Genomic DNA, 19,787 nt, shown 5'->3' with positions numbered 1-19,787 from the left:
GCTGTATTATAACTTCCCTGATTTCAATTTGAAATTCACTGCTTTGAAGTCCGCACTTGAACTTCCGATTCTTAATTCGAAATCACCGTATCCAAGGATTTTCTTCATTTCTAAACCTGTGTATTCCAACATATCTGGAGTGATTTCAAAAGAGATCTTCTTACTTTCACCTGGCGCCAACTCCACTTTCTCAAACCCTTTCAATTCTTGCATTGGTCTTACAACCTCACCAATCAAATCCTTCAAATAAAGTTGTACTGTTTCCTTCCCTTTACGGTCTCCTTTGTTGGTCAAAGTGATGCTCGCTGTGATATTCGAATCTTCCGTCATTTCAGTAGATGAAAGAGAAATATCTGAATATTCAAATTGCGTGTAACTCAATCCGTATCCGAAATCATACAATGGAGAGTTCTCCGCAAACAAGTACCCTTTCTTATAGTTGATTTCTTTTTGGCTGTAGTGGAATGGAATCTGACCGATAGAAGTAGGCACTGTCACTGGCAATTTCCCTGATGGGTTGACCAAACCAAACATAACCTCTGCAATGGCATAATTTCCTTCTTCACTTAAATCCCAGCAGTCCAACATCGCATCTGCTTCTTTGGCAAATGTATTGACCGACAATGTTCTTCTGTGCTTTAATACAATGATGACTGGCTTCCCTAACTTCTTCAATTCTAAAATCAGTTCATCTTGCAAACCTGCAGGATCGATGCTATCTCTATCACCAAATGCATTGGTAAAGAAACCTTCTTTGGAAGTGAACTCATCACCACCCACTACTGCAACAATTACATCTGCCTCTTTTGCCGTCGCTACTATTTTATTGATTCCTTCTCTCTGGATTTTCTCTTCTGTCAATTCTGGAACGCCTCTTCTTCCATTTGTAATATCAAATCCTTTTTCAGAAACCATTGATACATTCTCACCAACAATCGCTGCAAACTGCTCTTCTACTGTTTCATCCAATACTGGTCCTACTAAGGCTAATTTTAATTTCTTATTTTGATCTAATGGTAAAACGCCGTTGTTCTTTAATAAAACGATAGATTCTCTATCCGCCTCTCTTGCTAACTCCAAGTGCTCTTCTGTTCTCACTACATCATTAACTTTCTTTACTTTAATGTAAGGATCTTCAAACAATCCCAAAATGAATTTAGTACGTAATACTCTTGCCGCTGAACGGTCGATGTACTGCATCAATTCAGGATTTTCTTTTGCCATTTTAGGCAATAAAGCATAAGCATCCTCAGCATAAAGATCCAAATCCACACCTGCTAATAATCCTAATAAAGCCGCATCATCTGGTGTTTCTGCCACTTTCATAAAGTAATGTAATCTTCCAATATCATTGGCATCAGAAACTACATACCCTTCAAAATTCCACTGATCACGTAATACTTCTGTCAATAACCAAGGATTGGCGTGACTTGCAACACCGTTGATATCACCATGGGATGCCATAATTCCTAAAGTGTTTGCCTCTTTCACTGCCGCTTCAAATGGAGGGAAAATTTCATCAATCAAAGTACGTGGTGAAATTTCAATGGATGCAAAGTTAGTACCGCCTGCTAATTGAGCATAACCTGCAAAGTGTTTCGTCACCGCTCCAATATGTGTACCTTTCAACCCCTCATAATCACCTTGCAAACCATTGACTGCGCTAATGATCATCTGCGTTGTCAAGTAAGTATCTTCACTAAATGCCTCACTCATTCTACCAAATCTTGGATCTCTTACAATATCCGCTTCCGGTGAGTGTGTCAGGTGCAATCCTCTCATACGTGCCTCTTTTCCCACTGCATCATATACTCTCTTCACCAATTCTCTGTTGAATGTTGCGGACATATTAATCGGACGTCCAAAACTTGTACTCCCTTCTGCATCCACACCATTATAAGATTCTGTCACAAAGAAACCTGGAATTCCCAAGCGACTATTTTTAATGATATATTTTTGTAATTGATTATTAAGTTCAGCTGCTTCCTCAGGAGTATTGTGCTCACCAGGATTCTTAATACCGCCAATACCTAACTTTAATTTTTTTTGTACTACCTCTGAAAGGTCTAATTTTCCATCTTTGAATTTCACACCTTTATTGGCATGGAACATTCTCATCTGAGCCACTTTCTCTTCCAGCGTCATTTTTTTCAATAAGTCTTCCACACGACTTTCAATGCTCGCTGTTGGTTGCTTGTATACTTCGACGATTGGTTGTTTGTCTGTAGTTGTAAAACTACTCGCTAGTCCCACACATAGAACTAATACCGTAATCTTTCTTAAAAAATTTATCATATCAATGTCATTAAAAAATGTCGCCTTTGTTTCTCTCTTCTTGTCAAGTAATAATTGTCTTTTCGACAGTTTTGACCTATCACAATTATAACAGTAAATCAGCACTTTACAACTGTAAAATAATCCAAACTAAAGGTAAAATAGTGTAGAAATTATTCTTCTTGTTTTTGGTATTATTGGAGAGGTGAATGGGGGAAGAATAATTGTTTTTAGCACATATCTTCTCTGAATAGATGAGGTAAAATAGGAAAAAAACGTACACCATAGCTAAAGTTATGGGCAAGTGATACTGACTCCACCAACACCAAAATGTTGCCTTCGTTATAAACCTTCAAGACTTTAGTCTTGATAAGGTTACTGTATCACCTGCCCATAGTTTTAACTATGGTGTACGAAACACTCAAATACTATAAAGCCGTATCCGAATCTTTGTTGTATTTGACTACATAATTTCCGGAACCCAACATCAAATTACCTTCCTTAAAAACAGGATTGAGTAATTGATTATTTCCATTTTTATATACGCTCAAGCTTTCTTTTTCTTCTGGAGAAAGAATGATTTCAGCGGTAGTATTGAACGGTACTTTTAATTCCATATGAAGAGCTCCTCCTTCCATTTTCCAATTGTTTGTCACTGCACCATAACGAGTGGGTACACTTACGTTGGCGTATGTGATTTGATCAGGGAAAGTAGGATCTACGGTAAATGTCTTGTAACCGGCTTGTTCAAAAGTAGGTTTTAGACCGCCGATGCCTTCAAAAAAGTAGGCGGAAAATCCACTGTGCATTGGGTGGTTTAAGGAATTGGATAATCCTGGCATTGTCTCCCATTCAAACTGACGTTCTGGCCAAGTGGTAAAACCGTAGTTCATCACATAAGTTTGGCTTGGGAAAGTGGGAATGGTAAGGATTTTATAGGCTAAATTGGCTTTGTTGTATTTACTCAAAACGGAATAAATATAGCGATTGCCATGAATACCAGTGGAATGATGTCCTCCTTTTTCAACCTCAATATTGTATTCTAAACCATCTAAAACTGAAGTAATATGTTCTTCGGAAACCATACCAAATTGCAAGGCCATCACGGTAGCGGTTTGACTTCCGTACCATTTATGCCCCGCCTTATCTTGCATATATTCTTGACTGAAGGCCTTTTGTAATTCTTCTTGTTCTTTTTGAAGTTGAGTCGCGTACTTTTGATCATCAACCAAAGTGGCAAACTTGTTCATAATGCCTAAAATATCATAGAAATAAGCATTGGCTGAAATCACTGGGTCGCATTCCATAGCTTTTGGATTTCTTTTTCTATCCCAATTCGGCGGACACCAATCCCCCATTCCATTATCAATAATGCCTTTTTCATTTTTGAATGAAAGATAATAGTTGGTCAAGCCTTTCATATCTTCATAATACTCTTTTACGATAGAAGAATCACCGTAATACAAATAATTATACCAAGGCAAATAAATCGTAGCCACACCCCAATCCAATTTCGCGATCGTTGAAGTACGCTTTCCGGGGGCAATCATTGTAGGGGCTTTGAATGTCTCTTCAGGATTGTTGTGTCCTTTCACGGTTTTCATCTGCGTGCGGATATCGACCATGTATTTTTTATAAAATTCATCCATTTCATAATTGTACAAAGCGTATTCACAAAAAGCATGAGCATCACCTAGCCAACCACATTTTTCTCTATGCGGACAATCTTCTGGAATACCATGAATATTATCAACAATGGTCCATTTACTGATGTCGTGCATCTTATTCAATAGGGTATCAGAACATGTAAAACTACCTTTCTCCTCAATATCAGTCGCTACTAATTCCGCTTTAATTGTTCCAATTTCCGGCTTATTTTTCAAACCGCTGATTTTAGCATATCGAAAACCATGGTATGAAAATTTAGGAGCCCATTCTTGATTTTCTTTGCCGTTACTGATGTATTTGTAATTTTGCTTCATCCCATTGGCACCACCTCCTGTTGAACCCGGATATACATCTTTTCCATCTTGGGTTAAGGCTTCTGTTGTAATTATATCTATGAGTTTACCTTCTTCTTCTGAAATATTAATTTTAATCCAACCAGCTATATTTTGCCCAAAATCCACAATCCAATCACCATTTGGAGCCTTGAAAATCTTTTGAGCCTCTAACTCTTTTAAAACTCGGATTGGAGGCATTAATTGTGCATTAATTTTACCCACTTTAGGCTGTTCAATATTTACTGAAGCCCAATCTGCATCATTAAAACCTTGCTTATTCCATCCTTCTATTTCATACCTTGCATCATAGGTTTCCCCACCATAAATATTATCAAAAACGATAGGTCCTGTTGTAGCCTTCCAACTTTCATCAGAATAATAAGTTGAGGTGGTTTTATCTTTATAAGTGACATTTACCAACAAACGAAAAGCGGGCATTCCATACGACAAATCTCTTTCTGATTCAGGATCGCGTTTCCACGAAATATTTTGACCATAAAAACCATTACCTACAATGGCTCCAATTGCATTTTTTCCCTTTTTCAATTGTTCCGTAACATCATAAGCAACATAATACGCCTGCTTATCATAATTAGATGGAGCAGGATCTAAAACATGATTTCCTACTTTATTTCCATTCAAATACAATTCATAATACCCCAATCCGCAAACATAAGCTCTGGCACTTTGGATTTCTTTTGGAGTTTCAATTTCATTTCTGAAATATCCAGCTGGCTGACTCGTTACCGATAATGGTTTTTTCATTCTTCCAGTTTTATAAGGTCTGAATCGGTGCTCTGATTTTCGATTGTCTTTTACGGTTAACCATTTTGAATCACCCCAATTCTGCTCACTCATCAATCCCATTTCGAAGGATGTCGCAGATGACCAATCAGAAGCGACTCCATTTTCATCCCATATTTTCACTTTCCAATAATACGTTTGGAAGGGTTTTAGTTTTTTGCCGTTGTATTGAATATAAGAAGTTTGATCCGTTTGTATTTTACCATCATTCCAAATATCAGCCTTTTCTTCATTTAATTTTTCTAAAGAACTGGCCACTATTAGCTGATAGGCCGATTGCTTTTTGTTATAACCGGAAGCTTCCACCTCCCATGAAAAAGCAGGGTAAGGTGTATCTAAACCCATCGGTTGACTGATGGAATTACATTTCAAGGATTTGAATTCGATAGGCAAATGCTGTTGCTGCATTTTGGGACTACACCCAATAAGCATAACGAATAACGCTATTAAATAACTATTTTTCATTGTTGTAATTGAAATTTTGAGGAATGAGTAGGAGTTAAGAGGAAAGAATTAAGAGATGTGGTTCGTAAATACTAGGACAAAAGAAACAGGATAAAATACTGTGCTCAATAATTTAAATTATGGGTCTACGAAACACCCTGTACCTTTACTCTTAAAGAAAATAGAAAAGGCAGACATTTCTGTCTGCCTCTCTAGCTATATTTAAAATGGTTTGCTACTTTTTTAGTCAAAAGTAACTTACACTATAAAAGCTTAGTCATTACTCCAGAAAGGAGCTTTTCTTACGTATGAATTTAACTGATGACCAATTCCGTTAGTGAAGATATAGTTGTGTGCGAACACTTCCACACCTTTACGAGTAGATGGCATCTTCGTCTTAATTGCTGGAAGACTTGGACGTGGAATATCAGAGTTAATTCTCATTTTTTGACTGAAAAGTCTTTTTGCGATTTCGATTTCTCCATCCTCACCTTCTAAAAGTGTCTCATAGTAAAAATGGAAATCGTTTTTCGGGATATCATTTTGACCCAATTTCACTGTCACAATATGGTACTGTAATGCTCTTTTCAATACTTCAACATCCATATCTGCCAAAGGTGTTTGATCTGACCCCGTTGCGTCTTTGATCAATACTTTCATGGCTTGGTTGGTTAATATAAAAAATGTTTTTTCCGAATTTACATCACCATAAACATCTGACATACCTGTTAATTCAATCGCTTCAGTCAAATATTCAAATTGTGGAGTTCCATCTGTTTCATTATAAGTGGTGTCCGTATTGATCATCGTAAGCCACTCCATTGCTGTCAAACCTGTAGGTTGGTTACCAACTGGCTCTTTGACATATTCCCATTCTCTTTGTAGGGCTAAATCACAACTAGCAGCAGACAATACTACTACGCCCAGTAATAAGATATTCTTTAATTTATTTATAAAACCTTTCATTTCTATCAAATTTTAAGTCTTAAAGTAAAATATATGGCTTATTCAAAAAATAGATTTAGCAATGGGAGTGACTTTATTAGGATCACTCCCTATTTTTTAAACCTAACTAAAGTAATTTAGATCAAGCCAATAGTGTTTAGTAACCTTCTGTTTGTGTTAGGTTAGGATTTTCTACTAAGTGTTCGAAGAAAATCGGGAACAAAAGTTTATCTTCAGTCTGTCCGTTGATAGGTCCTAAAACTTCCACTGCCTTGTTATTTCTTCTTAAGTCGTGCCATCTTTCACCTTCAGCAAACAATTCAAACTGACGTTCATCCAACACTACATTAAGCACTGCTTCTTGAGTTGGATAGTCTGCTATATTGATTTGTGGTAATTGACGTGCTGCTCTGATACGGTTTACCAAATCTACTGCTGCCTGAGAATTTCCTAACTTTGCTTCAGCCTCAGCTTTCAATAATAACATTCCTCCATATCTGTATACTACAATATCCGTATCGTCATCTCTTGTAGGATAGTTTGTTGTATTATACTTTGCGTATCTTCTTTCACCAGGGATTTTTGCTTCTTCAATAAGTTGACCAAATCGTTGATAATCGCCATACATTAAATTACCTTCTTCATCTTTGTTGACTACCGTAAAATCAGGGTATTTTGTTACAAATTCAGCAGAATCTGAAGGGAACGTACTTAACCATTTTTCCTCAAGTAGAGCAGAAATACCATAAGTTGGAGTACCAGGCCAGAAAATACCATAAATACCCGCTTGATTCAAATCTTCATCGATATTGTAAACGATAGAGAAAATTAATTCAGGACCATTTTCCTGTAAATCTTCTGGAACTTCAGCACTTGGCAACTCATTTCTAAATAATGCATGGAATTCCAATGGTTCAGATGTTAAGCTGTAATCATTAAACGCCTCTAATTTATCCAAACAATCTTTTGCTTTTTGGTTCTCACCCAGGTACATGTAAATTTCTGCTTGTAAACAGTATACCGCTGCTTTTGAGAAAGTTGCTTTGTCTTTTTGTGTGGTAATTAACCTTTCTGCTTCTAACATATCAGGAATAATCACCTCTTGCATAATTTGCTCTCCTGAAGTTTTTTCACGGAAAATATTATCATTCACTCCCGTGATTTGCTCCAAGTAAAGCGGTACATCACCATACGCTCTTACTAGGTCAAAGTAAGCAAATGCTCTTAATGCGTGTGCTTGACCTAAATAGTTATCAATATCTCCAGAAATATCGTTAGCCTTAATTGCATTGATCGCAATATTAGCTTTCAATATCATATTATAGATATTTGTCCAACCACTTACGTCTTCATTTTGGTCCGTAAGACCGTTGGTCATCAACTGTAAACCAGCATCGTTATTACCACTTGGGATCGGCTGGAAGTTATCTGATCTTAACTCTCCCCAAATAAAATATTTCTTACCGTAAGCTTTCTGAGCAGCATCATAAATTGCAGCTACACCAGAATTGACATCTTTATCTGTCTTCCAAAATAGTGCTTCACTAATCTGACTTTCAGGCTCTACATCCAATAGGCTATCACAACTACCTAGTAAAAAAATCGGGATCAACAATGAGGCTCCCCATCGAAAATTACCTAATATTTTCATTTTTCTTATTTCTTTAAATTTCCTAACAAAGATTAAAAATTAGCTTTCACACCAATGATGTACTCACGAGATAATGGGTATCTCAAGTTGTCTAAACCTGGTTTTAAAGCATTTCCGTTTGTACCTAATTCTGGATTGTAACCATCAAAGTTGGTCCAAGTGAATAAGTTCAGCGCTGAAGCATTGAAAGATAAGTTTGAAATGAATCCGACTCTATCCATCAATTTCTTAGGTAATCTATAATCGATACGTACTGAACGTAATTTGATGAAGTCCGCTTGGCTAATCCAATAAGAGTTGATGCCTGGAATATTATTCACTTTAGCACGACTCGATTGTAAAGTTGGATACTTTGCAACATCACCTTGCTCAAACCATGCATTCTCGATACGCTCTGGACCTGGAACCACTGTACCTACCATACGTTGGTTTCTAACTTGGTCATATCTCTTGTAGATATCGTTTCCGAAATTGTAGTCAAATAAGATCGATAATGTGATACCTTTATATTTGAATTCGTTGAAGAAACCACCATAGAAGTCTGCAAATCCATTACCGAGTACAGTACGGTCATCATCTGCAGTAATTTTAAAGTCACCATTGTGATCTTTCCAGTGTACATCACCACCTTTCAATACATTGTTATTGTATTTTAACTGATTGATTTCACCCGAATACTCTTGTCCATTCAATTCGTAGTTTGAGAAGTTTCCATTTTCATCAAAAATTGGCGTTAACTGATTTCCATCAGGGTCAAATGCATTGGACTCATCATATTGGAATACTCCGTTGGCAGTGAATCCATAGAAATCACCAATTGCACCACCTTCACGGATAATGTATTCACCTTGGATGATTTCACCATCTTTCTCTGCTAATTTAACTACCTCATTTACGTTAGTGGCAATGTTAAATGAAGATCTCCATTTGAACTTCTTCTTATTAATAATATTGGCAGAAATGTTAAATTCAATACCTGAGTTTTTGATCTCACCAATGTTACTTCTGATACTTGTAAAACCTGTTTCAGCAGGAAGTGGAATACTGTATAGAAGATCTGAAGTAACTTTCTCATAGTAATCTACATTTACTGTAATTTTGTCTTGCATGAAACCAAAATCAGCACCTACGAACGCTTGTTGTGTTGTTTCCCATAATAAGTCTTGGTTACCCAATTGAGAAATCGAAATACCATTTTGACCATTGTATAGGAATCCTGGAGAATAAAGTGTTTTACTTTCAAAATCAGGAATTCTTTCGTTACCATTTTGAGAGACACCTGCACGAAGTTTCAAGTTAGACACTACTGGCTTTAATGGCTCCATGAAGGTTTCATCTCCTAATCTCCATGCTACTGATACACCTGGGAAAACACCGTATTTGTTATTCTTACCAAATCTTGATGAACCATCACGTCTCACTGTCGCTGTCAATGAATATTTCTCTTTGAAGTTATATTGTAAACGACCGTATTGTGATACTAAAGCATGAGCAGTAGCCGTTGTTCTTGTATTTTTAGGACCTAATATTAATTCTTCCACGTTATTAAACGTACTTAAGATATCGTTATTAAATGTTCTTGACTCAAACTTAGCATACTCATTATTCCATGTTTGGACCTGCATACCTGCCATTGCAGTAATATGATGGTTTCCAAAGTTTTGCGTCCAAGTGATAAAGTTTTCTTGTTGTAAACTAACGTTTAACTGAGTAACCTCATTACCTGATGGTGCTTGACCCACTTTCTGTACGATTGTCGGGTTGAAATCATTATTTCTTCTCAAATTCAAGTTCACACCTAAAGTAGATTTGAATGTCAGAGATGGAAGGAATTGAATTTCACCATACGTAAACATTTGTCCACGGTAGGTTCTTCTTCTCTTCTCTGTAAACAACGCTTCTGCCAAAATATTTTGTTGACTTGATGTTTGAGGAACAAATGTACCATCAGCATCTTGTACAGGAAGGTAAGGGTAGTGTGTAGAGATTTGACCAAATACTGCACCTGTTGCTAGACCATTGCTTTCATTATATGAACCTACAACTCTTACACCCGATTTCAACCAGTTACCTACCTTAAAGTTCAAGTTTAATGTAGTGTTCAATCTTTGCTGGTACGAATTGACAATTACACCATCCTGATTCATAAAACCAGTATTCCAATAGAATTTAGCATCATCGCTACCTCCACTTAAAGAAAGGTTAACTTGCTGTCTTGTACCAACTCTTGAAATCATTTCTTGGTAGTCATAATCTTGGTTATACAACGTCGACAATGAATCTGCAGGTAAATCTGCAAAATCTCTACCTCTTCTTGCCTGAGCAAAAATTCTTGCTTGTCTTGTATTAGAAACAGGAATTTTTGACGCTAGATGATTGAAACCTTGTACAAAATTTACGTTTACTTTTGTATTACCTGCCTTACCTTCTTTTGTTGTAATGATAATTACACCATTCGCAGATTTTGAACCATAGATAGCCGCAGAAGCACCATCTTTCAAAACACTCATTGTAGCAATATCCTCTGGGTTAATATGGCCGATATCATCCATTTGCTGACCATCTACTACATATAAAGGACCTGTACCACTATTCAGTGTAGATGTACCTCTAATCTTAATATCAGGAGTTGAACCTGGACCGCCATTTGATGTAATAGATACACCGGCAAGTCTACCTTGCATACCTTCTAATGCCGAAGTTGGAGTGTTTTGATTTAAATCGTCAGATTTTACTGTAGCCACTGAACCAGATATAGTCTTTGTCTCTTGTTGACCATAACCCATCACTACTACCTCATCCAACTGTTCAAGGTCTTGACTCATTAGAAAGTCAATATTTGTTCTACCGCCAATCGCAACAGTTTCAGTTTTATAACCGATGAATGAAAATACTAATGCATCATTTGGCGCTGCACTGATAACGTATTTACCATCCATATTTGTGATTGTACCATTTCTAGAACCTTGAATAAGGACGTTTACACCTGGCATTGGCAGTCCATCATCGCTTGATGTCACTATACCAGATACAGTTAATGTTTCTTGTGCTAGCATATTGATACTGCTCAACAGTACAAATGCAGACATAAACATGAGTCGTTGTAGAATTTTATTCTTCATGGTTATACATTTTGTATTAGTTCGCTAAAACTAATCTCTGTTTAATGAGATCTTGTGTTGTCTTAAATTGAAGATCAAAAAAAATAATAGTCGCATACACCTAATTAGTATTTAAAATTGCTGAGTGTATGTCATCGTTTTTTGGTAAGTAATTATACCTGTCATTTCATGTTCTTTAGTATTGCTTATTGTCTCCCATTTCATACTATTTTAAATTGTTTTAAAAAAAGTGAGCAATAAAAAAGTTCATTTCAACTTATAAATCCTTCCATTTCATTTACCGGTAACTTTGGATAATTCAAGTGAATTTGTTTTAACATTTTCAAAACCAATTAAAATATCCTTCAATGAAAAAATTCGTTCGTTTTGACAATTTGAAGTACGATAAAATCCCATGAAAAATAATCTCTAAAAGAAGTAAAATTGTCTTATTCGTACTATTCACCCCCTTTAATAGACTATTTTATACATTTAATTCTGTTTTTAAGTGATATTCCATTTCATATTTCAATATTTAAAATTTCAAAAAATATTTATTCCTGATCGTTGCTCAAAAGTTAATATACGTTACAATTTCTTAAAGAAAGAATCAAGCCATTAATAGCTGAGTTATAGTATTAATCCAGAAATAACCAATAGCATTTGTATCTGTCATACTGTTAGCAAAAATACACAAAACATATGAATCTTAATAAATGTTATCATGTTATTTTTGATAACAAAGTCTTGAACACCAAAAAACTTGTATGCATCGCTAAAGTGTATTCTCATCAAGACAAAAAGAACCCTATCCTTCTTTCATATGGAAAGAAAAATAGGGTTTGATCATTGTCTAATTAATTCATTTCGAAGACTTCACCAATGTAGCATCACTAACCCTTTAAGTCATGGGCTGATGATGAAGGAAAGTATATTTTGAAACTGTAATTTGCTCTAATCTATTAATCCTCTATGCCTAAACTTTCTTTAAACTTAGCGGCATATTCTTTAGGGCTCATTCCGTAGTGTTTCTTGAATGATTTTGAGAAGTAATTTGCACTCTTAAAACCAACTTTATACCCCACTTCTGAGATATTGACCTTTCCTTGTTCTATCAATGTGGCAGCTTTCTTCATTCTCACATTCAATATGTACTCATTAGGCGTTTGATCTGTCCAATTTTTGAACTTAGTAAATAATAACGACCTACTGATACCCAATTCTTCACAAAGGAAATTGATATTTAAGAACTGATTTTCAACGTTATCTTTGATAATCTTAATTGCATTATTCATTAACGTTTGATCCACTGAATCCACCACTTCTTCTACATCCATTGTAGCTCCATTATCAGCATATTTCTTTTTCAATGAATGATGCGTGTTGATCATGTTTTTACATTTCAACAACAATTCTTTCACCTCAAAAGGTTTACTTAAATAATCTTCTGCACCTGATTCTAACGCATTGATTTTATAGATCAAAGAAGTTCTTGCCGTCAATAACATCACTGGAATATGACTTGTTCGATCATCCGATTTTATTTTCGAACACATTTCTATTCCATCCATGACAGGCATCATTACATCACTTATGATTAAATCCGGTTGTATCGAGAGTGCCTGCTGGAAACCTAAAGCTCCATTTTCTGCCACATGTACTTTGTACCTAGAAGCTAAAATATTATGAATGAAAGAACTAATATCTGAATTATCTTCCACCACAAGTATTGTCGCCTCTTTTTCCTCACTTTCTACGTCTTCTTCCAGCTCAATAGTGGCATTTTTCACTTCCTCTAAGTATTCTTCAGATTCATAATACTGAGAAATATCTTCACTATCTTTAAAGTTTTCGATGATTTCATCACTGTTGAGATGCTCATGACCTAATTGTAACGTGATGATAAAGTGACTTCCTTTACCTTTTTCACTTTCAACTCTAATTTCACCTCTATGTAAATCTACTATGTCTTTTACGATGGCTAAGCCAATTCCCGATCCATTTCTTTTCTTTTTTCGGTTCCCGTCTTGTGATGCCATATAAAATCTATCAAAGATTTTTTCCAAATGATTAGCCTCAATGCCTATACCACTATCTTTAATTCCAATAGTAACCTTTTCATTTTGAACGGCAACCGCAATACCGATTGCACCTTTAGGTGAAGTATATTTAAAGGCATTTGAAATAAGATTGTACAACACTTTTTCCAATTGATCACGATCGTAATAGGCATTTACTTCCTCCTCTTCTGAAGTAAAAGTATAATCTATAGAACGGATTTTTGCCTGCTGAGAGAATGAAAGATAGATCTCTTTAATAAACTTTACAATATTACCCTTTGCGGCTTTTAGTTGTACTTGGTTATTTTCCAGTTTTCTAAAATCCATTAACTCATTGATCAATTTGAATAATTGATCAGTATTTTGCTTGATCACTAGTAGCTGTTTGTAAACGGAACTAGGACCTTTATAATCAGTTATTAATTTCTCTAATGGACCTGATATTAGCGTCAATGGTGTTCTAAATTCGTGCGAGATATTGGTAAAGAAACGAAGCTTTTGCTGATGTATTTCTTGCTGATGACTCAAAGCTTGAGTCTCCATTTCCAGTTGATGTTCCAAGAAAATTCTTGACCTGAAGAAATAAGTAATCAAACCAAAAATACCCAACACTACCAAAGCATAAAAAGTATAAGCCCAAGTAGTTAACCAAGGTGCATCTTTAATATTAACTTTCAATCTTGTAACTTCCTTACTTTCAATACCATGACTATTATATCCTTTTACCTCAAAAATATATTCGCCTCCTTTCTGAATAGCATAAGAAACATTGTCGTTTGTCGTTTTCACCCATGCATCATCCAACCCTAATAGACGGTACGAATATTCCTTATTATCTGGAAAAACATAATTCGGCATTGAAAAAGAAAGTGTGAAAATATGTTGGTCATAATCCAGCGTTATTTCATCTGTATATTCAATTGATTTCTCTAAAATTCCAGATGCATCACCTGGAGACAATTCCTTTCCTAAAAGATTGATATCCGTTAATACTACTTTTGGAGCATAAGTGTTTTTCTTTCCTAATGAAGAAGGATGAAAAGAAGTAACTCCTGAAGCCCCTCCAAAATAGATTCTTCCATCTGAAGCTCTAAGTCTTGCTCCTCTGTTGAATTCATTTTTAGCAACACCGTTATCACTATTGAATGTTTTCTGCTCACCAGTCAAAGGGTCATACGAGACAATTCCCTTTTCTGTACTTAACCACAACTTTCCATCATTGGGATCTTCTACTAATGAAAAAACGGATGTAACATCTTTCAAATTCACTGAAAGTACTTTGTCATCTTTCAAATAGAAAAGTCCACCTAATATTTGTGCTCCTACCCAAACCTTTCCATCTTTTGTTTCTATGATATCATTAACGTAAAACTTTACCTCTTCACCGTTTTCCATTTTAAAGAAATGAAAATCCAAATTACCTTTTAAATAATTTTCAACCGGTAATTTTGATATCCCTAGGCCTGTTCCCACATAAAGATCTCCTGATTTGCTCACTAGCAACGAACGTACATTATTATACTTTATCGCAGGTTTTTTATCACGAGCATGAAAAAGTTTGAAAGTATTTTTTTGAGGATCAAAAAAGTTTAAACCTCGATTAATTGTTCCAACCCAAAACCTTCCATCAATCGCTCTTTGCATAGAGTGGATCTTATCAGAAGCAATAGTATTAGGGTCGGCTACATTATGTCTGAATTCTTTATATTTTTTAGTTTTCAAGTTTAAGTGCACTAGTCCCTTATCAAAAGTACCTAACCAAACTTTATCATTTCCATCATTAAGTAAGGTTTTTACACCACCAATAGGGTTTCCGTATTCTAATTCATCTAACTTTGAAAAGATTTGGTTTTTAGAGTCATAAATGGTCAGTCCACCACCTTCGGTACCAAAGTAAATTTTTTCGTTTGCCCCTTCAACGATAGCATTCACAACATTATATCCTAGTTGAGTACCATGTCTTTCATCAAACTTCTCAAAACCCATCAACTGGTCGGACCAATAATTTACTCCACCAAAATAAGTGGAAATCCATACTCCCCCATTATTATCAGTGAATAATGAACGAATATTATTACCTGTTAATCCACTAGTATTTTGTGGGCTATGATTTATTTTGGCAATAACGTTTAACTCCTTATCAATGATATTTAAACCATCATATGTACCTACCCAAATTCTCCCTTTGTGATCAACTGTAAGACAACGAACTGCATTATTTGTCAACTTTTGGCCAGTCAATTTTGCAAAACGCTCAAAATTTTTCTGCCCCTTTCTCATCACAAAAAGGCCATAAGAAGTCCCTAACCAAACATTTCCATTATGATCATTGATAATAGCATTTACAAGAATGTCATTTTTCCTCTTGTATAAGTATCTTTTAAATTTTAACCGCCCTTTTTTATTAACTACTAGTTTGTTTACTCCATTATGTGTACCTACCCATATGGTACCGTCTTCTGATTTATACAATGAAGTCACTTTTTTTGAACTTAATGAAGTAGGATTATCTTTTTCTAATCTATTACCTACAATTTTACCTGTCTTTGTATTATAAACGACAACACCTGCATCTGTAGCTAGAAAAAATTCATCTTTGTTGGCCTTCAATATATCAAAAACTCTTCGTGAAGGGTTTATAATTTTGTCAGGTAATTGTAAACGTGCCAATGAATCATTTATTTGATCGTAAACCCTTAAACCCCTTTTTGAGCCGATCCAGATTCCTACACCTTTATCTTTGTAAATAGTATATATATCATTAATACCTTGGCCTTTAACCTCTTCATTTTCATGATGCATTAATTTTAAATTTACTCCATCATATCTCATGAGTCCGTTTCTAGTCCCAAACCAAATAAAGCCTTTGTCATCTTGATCAATAGAATTGACAGAATTTAAAGCAAAGCCTTCTGATGTGGAAATGTGGCGAAAGTAGTTAAACTGATGTTGACCATAAGATGTGTTGAAACGGACAGCTAGTAAGGTCAAAGTGAGTATAGTAAAATAAAAAAATCTATAAGTAATATACATTCAATTCGAAGATTTACAGGACTTAAAAAATAAATGTTAACACAATATAATTTATTTAAAAGTATTTACCCAAACGGATAGATACTTTTCGTTGTTAGGAGTATAAAAAGTTTTTTTCTGGTGTATTTCATTTCATTAAAAAATTTAGTTTAAAATTTGATAATAAAGAGGGGGTATTTTTGTTAACTAAGTCTGCTTTCGATTACAAAGAGTAATTAAAAGACAACTTCAAGCGAAGTTGCCTTTTATGCCTTTTAAATCGTCTACTCGTGTGTTTGTAATCTCAAATATTAAATTATTCTATGTACTGTTTCTCAATTAACTCAAACCTTTTGTGTGTATTTACTAAATACTAAGAATAGAATACCACAAAGTAACCATGCTGGCAGTGTAACGAATGATAAAAATACATCGTACTGCACTGAGATGAAGTAAAATAATCCAAAACTAATCAACCATGCTAAGAAGACTGATGCATTGAATTTAATCCCTGCTACCTCGGCGTAATTTTTTGTGATACCTAACTTTTCTGCAAAGAAATGTTCGAAAACGATAATGGCTCCAAATGGTGAGAGTATAAAACCATATAACGCTACGAAACCTAATAGCTTCATGGCAAACGCTGGGAAAAGTCCTGCAATAGTGGCAACTGTACCCGCTATGATCGTTACCCAAAAAGTGGATAACCTAGGCATTATACCCTGAAATGCTAAACCTGCTCTATAAATTGTGGGGTTGGCTGTAGTCCACCCAGCTAATACTACCGCAATAATGCCTAGTGCTCCGATTGCATTGTACGCTAATGGTCCTGGTGCTACTGGAGGAGCTTCTCCGTTGTTTAAGTAAGTAGCCGCCTCTGGTGATTTTAAATAAACAGCATATAAAAGTGCTGCTGCAATCCAAGCCATATAGTGCCCTACATACATTCCTGCTGCCGTTGCCCAACCACTTTTGGCTGACTTTGCAAAACGGAATACTGAAAGATCTGACATACCTATATGCATAGCACCATTCGCAAACCATGACCAAATCACTACATGCCAAAAGGTGAATTTTGTCTGTCCTGTAAACGGTTCTCCACCATCTCCCCAAATTGCCCAAAACTCATCCACTGATCCTACTCCCAACTGACCCAACGCTACAATCCCTGAAACCAAGAAAGCTAATACAATCACTGGCGACATCCAATTGGCCGCTTTTGAAACCGTTTCATAACCTTTTGAGGCGATCAATGAAATTACTACGCCAATCACGACTACAATCGCTACCCACATTGAACTGTTAGGCATTGTATCGGTCAGTTTTGGCATCTCCAAATCAAATGGAATACCTACTGCAGTTGCAGACACCGTAATCATTGACCCCGCTAAGAAGCAGAATAAAATACCATTGGCTAAATTATAACCAATCACTAATTTTCTACCAGCAATTTTTTCTAACTGATAATACAATGTCAGTCTGTTTTTAACCGCCACTTCAGAAGTCAAGTACCTCCATGATAAAACCGCCAAAAGGTTTCCTAATAGTAAACCTACGATCAAGTCAAAAGCACTCACACCTGCGGTAAGGAATAAAGGTCCAATCATAAACTCGGTACCTGCTGCATGCTCTCCGGCATACATTCCTAAAAAGCTTTTCCACCCTTTAAGTTTGGAAGAAGGAACGGGTTCTCTTTCAAACTCTCCTCCACCTGTATCTTCTACGCTTTGGCCTACGACCTCCGCTTCATTTTCCATTACATACTGACTCATACTTATTGTTGCTTTATCAAATTAAAAAAATTGAAGTGAGGCGAAATACTATCTTCTACAGTCAGATTCCAGACCTACTTTTATTACTAGTGTTTACTCGTTTGTTTTCTTTTCTTAATTATTCTCTTTGATTATATAAATACAAATAAAATAAATGTACATTTTACAACAAATGCACATTATGGGAATTATTTGCACAAAATGATATTTGACAAATGAATAATTATGCTAATTATGATATAATACTCTAATTTTTTAGCCATTATTTGACATAAGAAAAGATATAATTTAATGAGCATATCTTCTCATTTTCAAGCTTGAGGGCGTCAATATTCCATTGATTTCTTCAATTTTAGTCAGTAACCCTGTTTCAGTATCTCTTTTAAATACCACTAAACTATTTGAAGTTTTATTGGCCACAATTAAAAACCTCCCGGTAGGATCTATGACAAAACTTCTTGGAATATTGCCTAATGTAGATTGATGTCCTACCAACGAAAGCTCTCCGTTGTGAGTATTGATCTTAAAAATTGAAATAGTATTTTCCGCTTTACGATTGGAAGCGTATAAGAATTTTCCATCAGGTGAAATATGAATATCGGCTGAGGCATAACTATTATGTTCTTTCTCATAAGAATTATACGATTTTCTAAATTCCAGATGCCCTTTTTTATAGGTATAGAAAGTAACTTGCCCACTCAACTCATCAATGCTATAGCCATAAACCCCATTGGAATGAAATGTAAAATGTCTTGGCCCTGCACCGGGTGCGGTATTGACAGTATGTGCTTCAGACTGTCGTAACTGTTTTTTGGGGTGATAACGGAAGGCTCTTATCTTATCACTCCCTAAATCAGGTGAAAAAACATATTTTTCATCAGGGCTGAATATACTTGAATGCATATGTGCTTCCTTTTGTCTACTTGGTAGCACTCCACTTCCTTTTTCATAGGCAAAAAATTGAGCCATAGGTTGAATACTTCCATCTTCATTGACTTTAAAAAAACTGACACTGGGATCTGAATAATTGGAAACTACTACATGTTTATTATTTTGACTTACGGTTACATGAGCGGGGTTTCTTCCTCCTGTTGTTTGCTTATTGATATAGGTCAATTTACCCGTTAAACTATCAATACTAAATGCAGAGATAGAGCCATGTGTTTTCAACCTTGTATCAGTACAAGCATATAAATATTTGCCATTTGGTGATAAAGACAAGAAAGAAGGGTTGATCAAGTTGCCTTCTCGTTCTACTTCTTTTAAAGCTCCTGTTTCTGAGTTGAAGTCAAAAACATAAATACCATCCGTTTTTTTACTGTCGGTATAGGACCCAACGAAGAGATAAGTGTTTTGACCAAAGGCTAAATTTCCAAAAAGAAAGAAGATAAATGTAATTAAGAGTTGTCGTTTCATTTCAAAGAGTTTTTAGGGAGGCTGTTTACAAATATGGGTCCAAGTCACACTGCCAGTGTATAACTTGAACCCTTTGATTTTTTTGGATTTAACTACATTGTAAACTAAATTATTGTCAACCTTCAATTGACCTTTCTACAAGCAATTATAGCATCTACTTTCAAACATCCTTCTTCTTCATTTTTCCATTGATGAAAAACGAAGCAAAAAATCTAGGCTTAGAAGTCAAAAGCTAAATTCCATTTCTCTCACCTAAATGATTTTAAACTCGCTGCTCTCAAACAACAAAATCATTTTTAACGGCT

General features: G+C 35.5%; 8 protein-coding genes. All 8 read right to left on the bottom strand.

What is annotated here, in order from left to right; translation table 11 throughout:
• Positions 1–6 precede the first annotated feature (6 nt).
• Positions 7–2,295, bottom strand: coding sequence for a glycoside hydrolase family 3 N-terminal domain-containing protein (locus PL77_RS20040; RefSeq protein WP_044209425.1), 2,289 nt, complete (start codon positions 2,293–2,295; stop codon positions 7–9).
• A gap of 407 nt (positions 2,296–2,702) precedes the next feature.
• Positions 2,703–5,489 carry a family 78 glycoside hydrolase catalytic domain gene (locus PL77_RS20035; RefSeq protein WP_253274003.1) on the bottom strand — a complete coding sequence of 929 codons (2,787 nt, stop codon included), beginning with the start codon at positions 5,487–5,489 and terminating at the stop codon, positions 2,703–2,705.
• A 309-nt stretch (positions 5,490–5,798) separates the two neighbouring features.
• On the bottom strand, positions 5,799–6,491 hold the full coding sequence (locus tag PL77_RS20030) for a fasciclin domain-containing protein (protein ID WP_044209420.1): 693 nt from the start codon (positions 6,489–6,491) through the stop codon (positions 5,799–5,801).
• Between the two features lie 136 nt (positions 6,492–6,627).
• Positions 6,628–8,121, bottom strand: coding sequence for a RagB/SusD family nutrient uptake outer membrane protein (locus tag PL77_RS20025; protein WP_044209417.1), 1,494 nt, complete (start codon positions 8,119–8,121; stop codon positions 6,628–6,630).
• A gap of 32 nt (positions 8,122–8,153) precedes the next feature.
• Positions 8,154–11,243 (bottom strand): TonB-dependent receptor, encoded by a 3,090-nt coding sequence (locus PL77_RS20020; protein WP_082026644.1) that lies wholly within the window; start codon positions 11,241–11,243, stop codon positions 8,154–8,156.
• 941 nt (positions 11,244–12,184) lie between these two features.
• Positions 12,185–16,273, bottom strand: a complete 4,089-nt coding sequence (locus tag PL77_RS20015) for a two-component regulator propeller domain-containing protein (protein WP_172665910.1) — start codon at positions 16,271–16,273, stop codon at positions 12,185–12,187.
• 365 nt (positions 16,274–16,638) lie between these two features.
• On the bottom strand, positions 16,639–18,066 hold the full coding sequence (locus tag PL77_RS20010) for a cytosine permease (RefSeq protein ID WP_044209410.1): 1,428 nt from the start codon (positions 18,064–18,066) through the stop codon (positions 16,639–16,641).
• A 288-nt stretch (positions 18,067–18,354) separates the two neighbouring features.
• Positions 18,355–19,482: a lactonase family protein gene (locus PL77_RS20005; RefSeq protein WP_044209408.1), complete on the bottom strand. Its 1,128-nt coding sequence runs from the start codon at positions 19,480–19,482 to the stop codon at positions 18,355–18,357.
• Positions 19,483–19,787 lie beyond the last annotated feature (305 nt).

The sequence above is a fragment of the Flammeovirga sp. OC4 genome (genome assembly GCF_000812565.1).
In the GTDB taxonomy this organism is placed as follows: domain Bacteria; phylum Bacteroidota; class Bacteroidia; order Cytophagales; family Flammeovirgaceae; genus Flammeovirga.
Note: the sequence above shows the minus strand (reverse complement) of the source record. Positions and strands in the feature narration are given on the sequence as shown.

Bases quoted from the DNA above. Each gene is read 5' to 3' on its own strand.
- PL77_RS20020 (WP_082026644.1), bottom strand. From the start codon at position 11,243: ATGAAGAATAAAATTCTACAACGACTCATGTTTATGTCTGCATTTGTA.
- PL77_RS20030 (WP_044209420.1), bottom strand. From the start codon at position 6,491: ATGAAAGGTTTTATAAATAAATTAAAGAATATCTTATTACTGGGCGTA.
- PL77_RS20010 (WP_044209410.1), bottom strand. From the start codon at position 18,066: ATGAGTCAGTATGTAATGGAAAATGAAGCGGAGGTCGTAGGCCAAAGC.
- PL77_RS20035 (WP_253274003.1), bottom strand. From the start codon at position 5,489: ATGCAGCAACAGCATTTGCCTATCGAATTCAAATCCTTGAAATGTAAT.
- PL77_RS20040 (WP_044209425.1), bottom strand. From the start codon at position 2,295: ATGATAAATTTTTTAAGAAAGATTACGGTATTAGTTCTATGTGTGGGA.
- PL77_RS20005 (WP_044209408.1), bottom strand. From the start codon at position 19,482: ATGAAACGACAACTCTTAATTACATTTATCTTCTTTCTTTTTGGAAAT.
- PL77_RS20025 (WP_044209417.1), bottom strand. From the start codon at position 8,121: ATGAAAATATTAGGTAATTTTCGATGGGGAGCCTCATTGTTGATCCCG.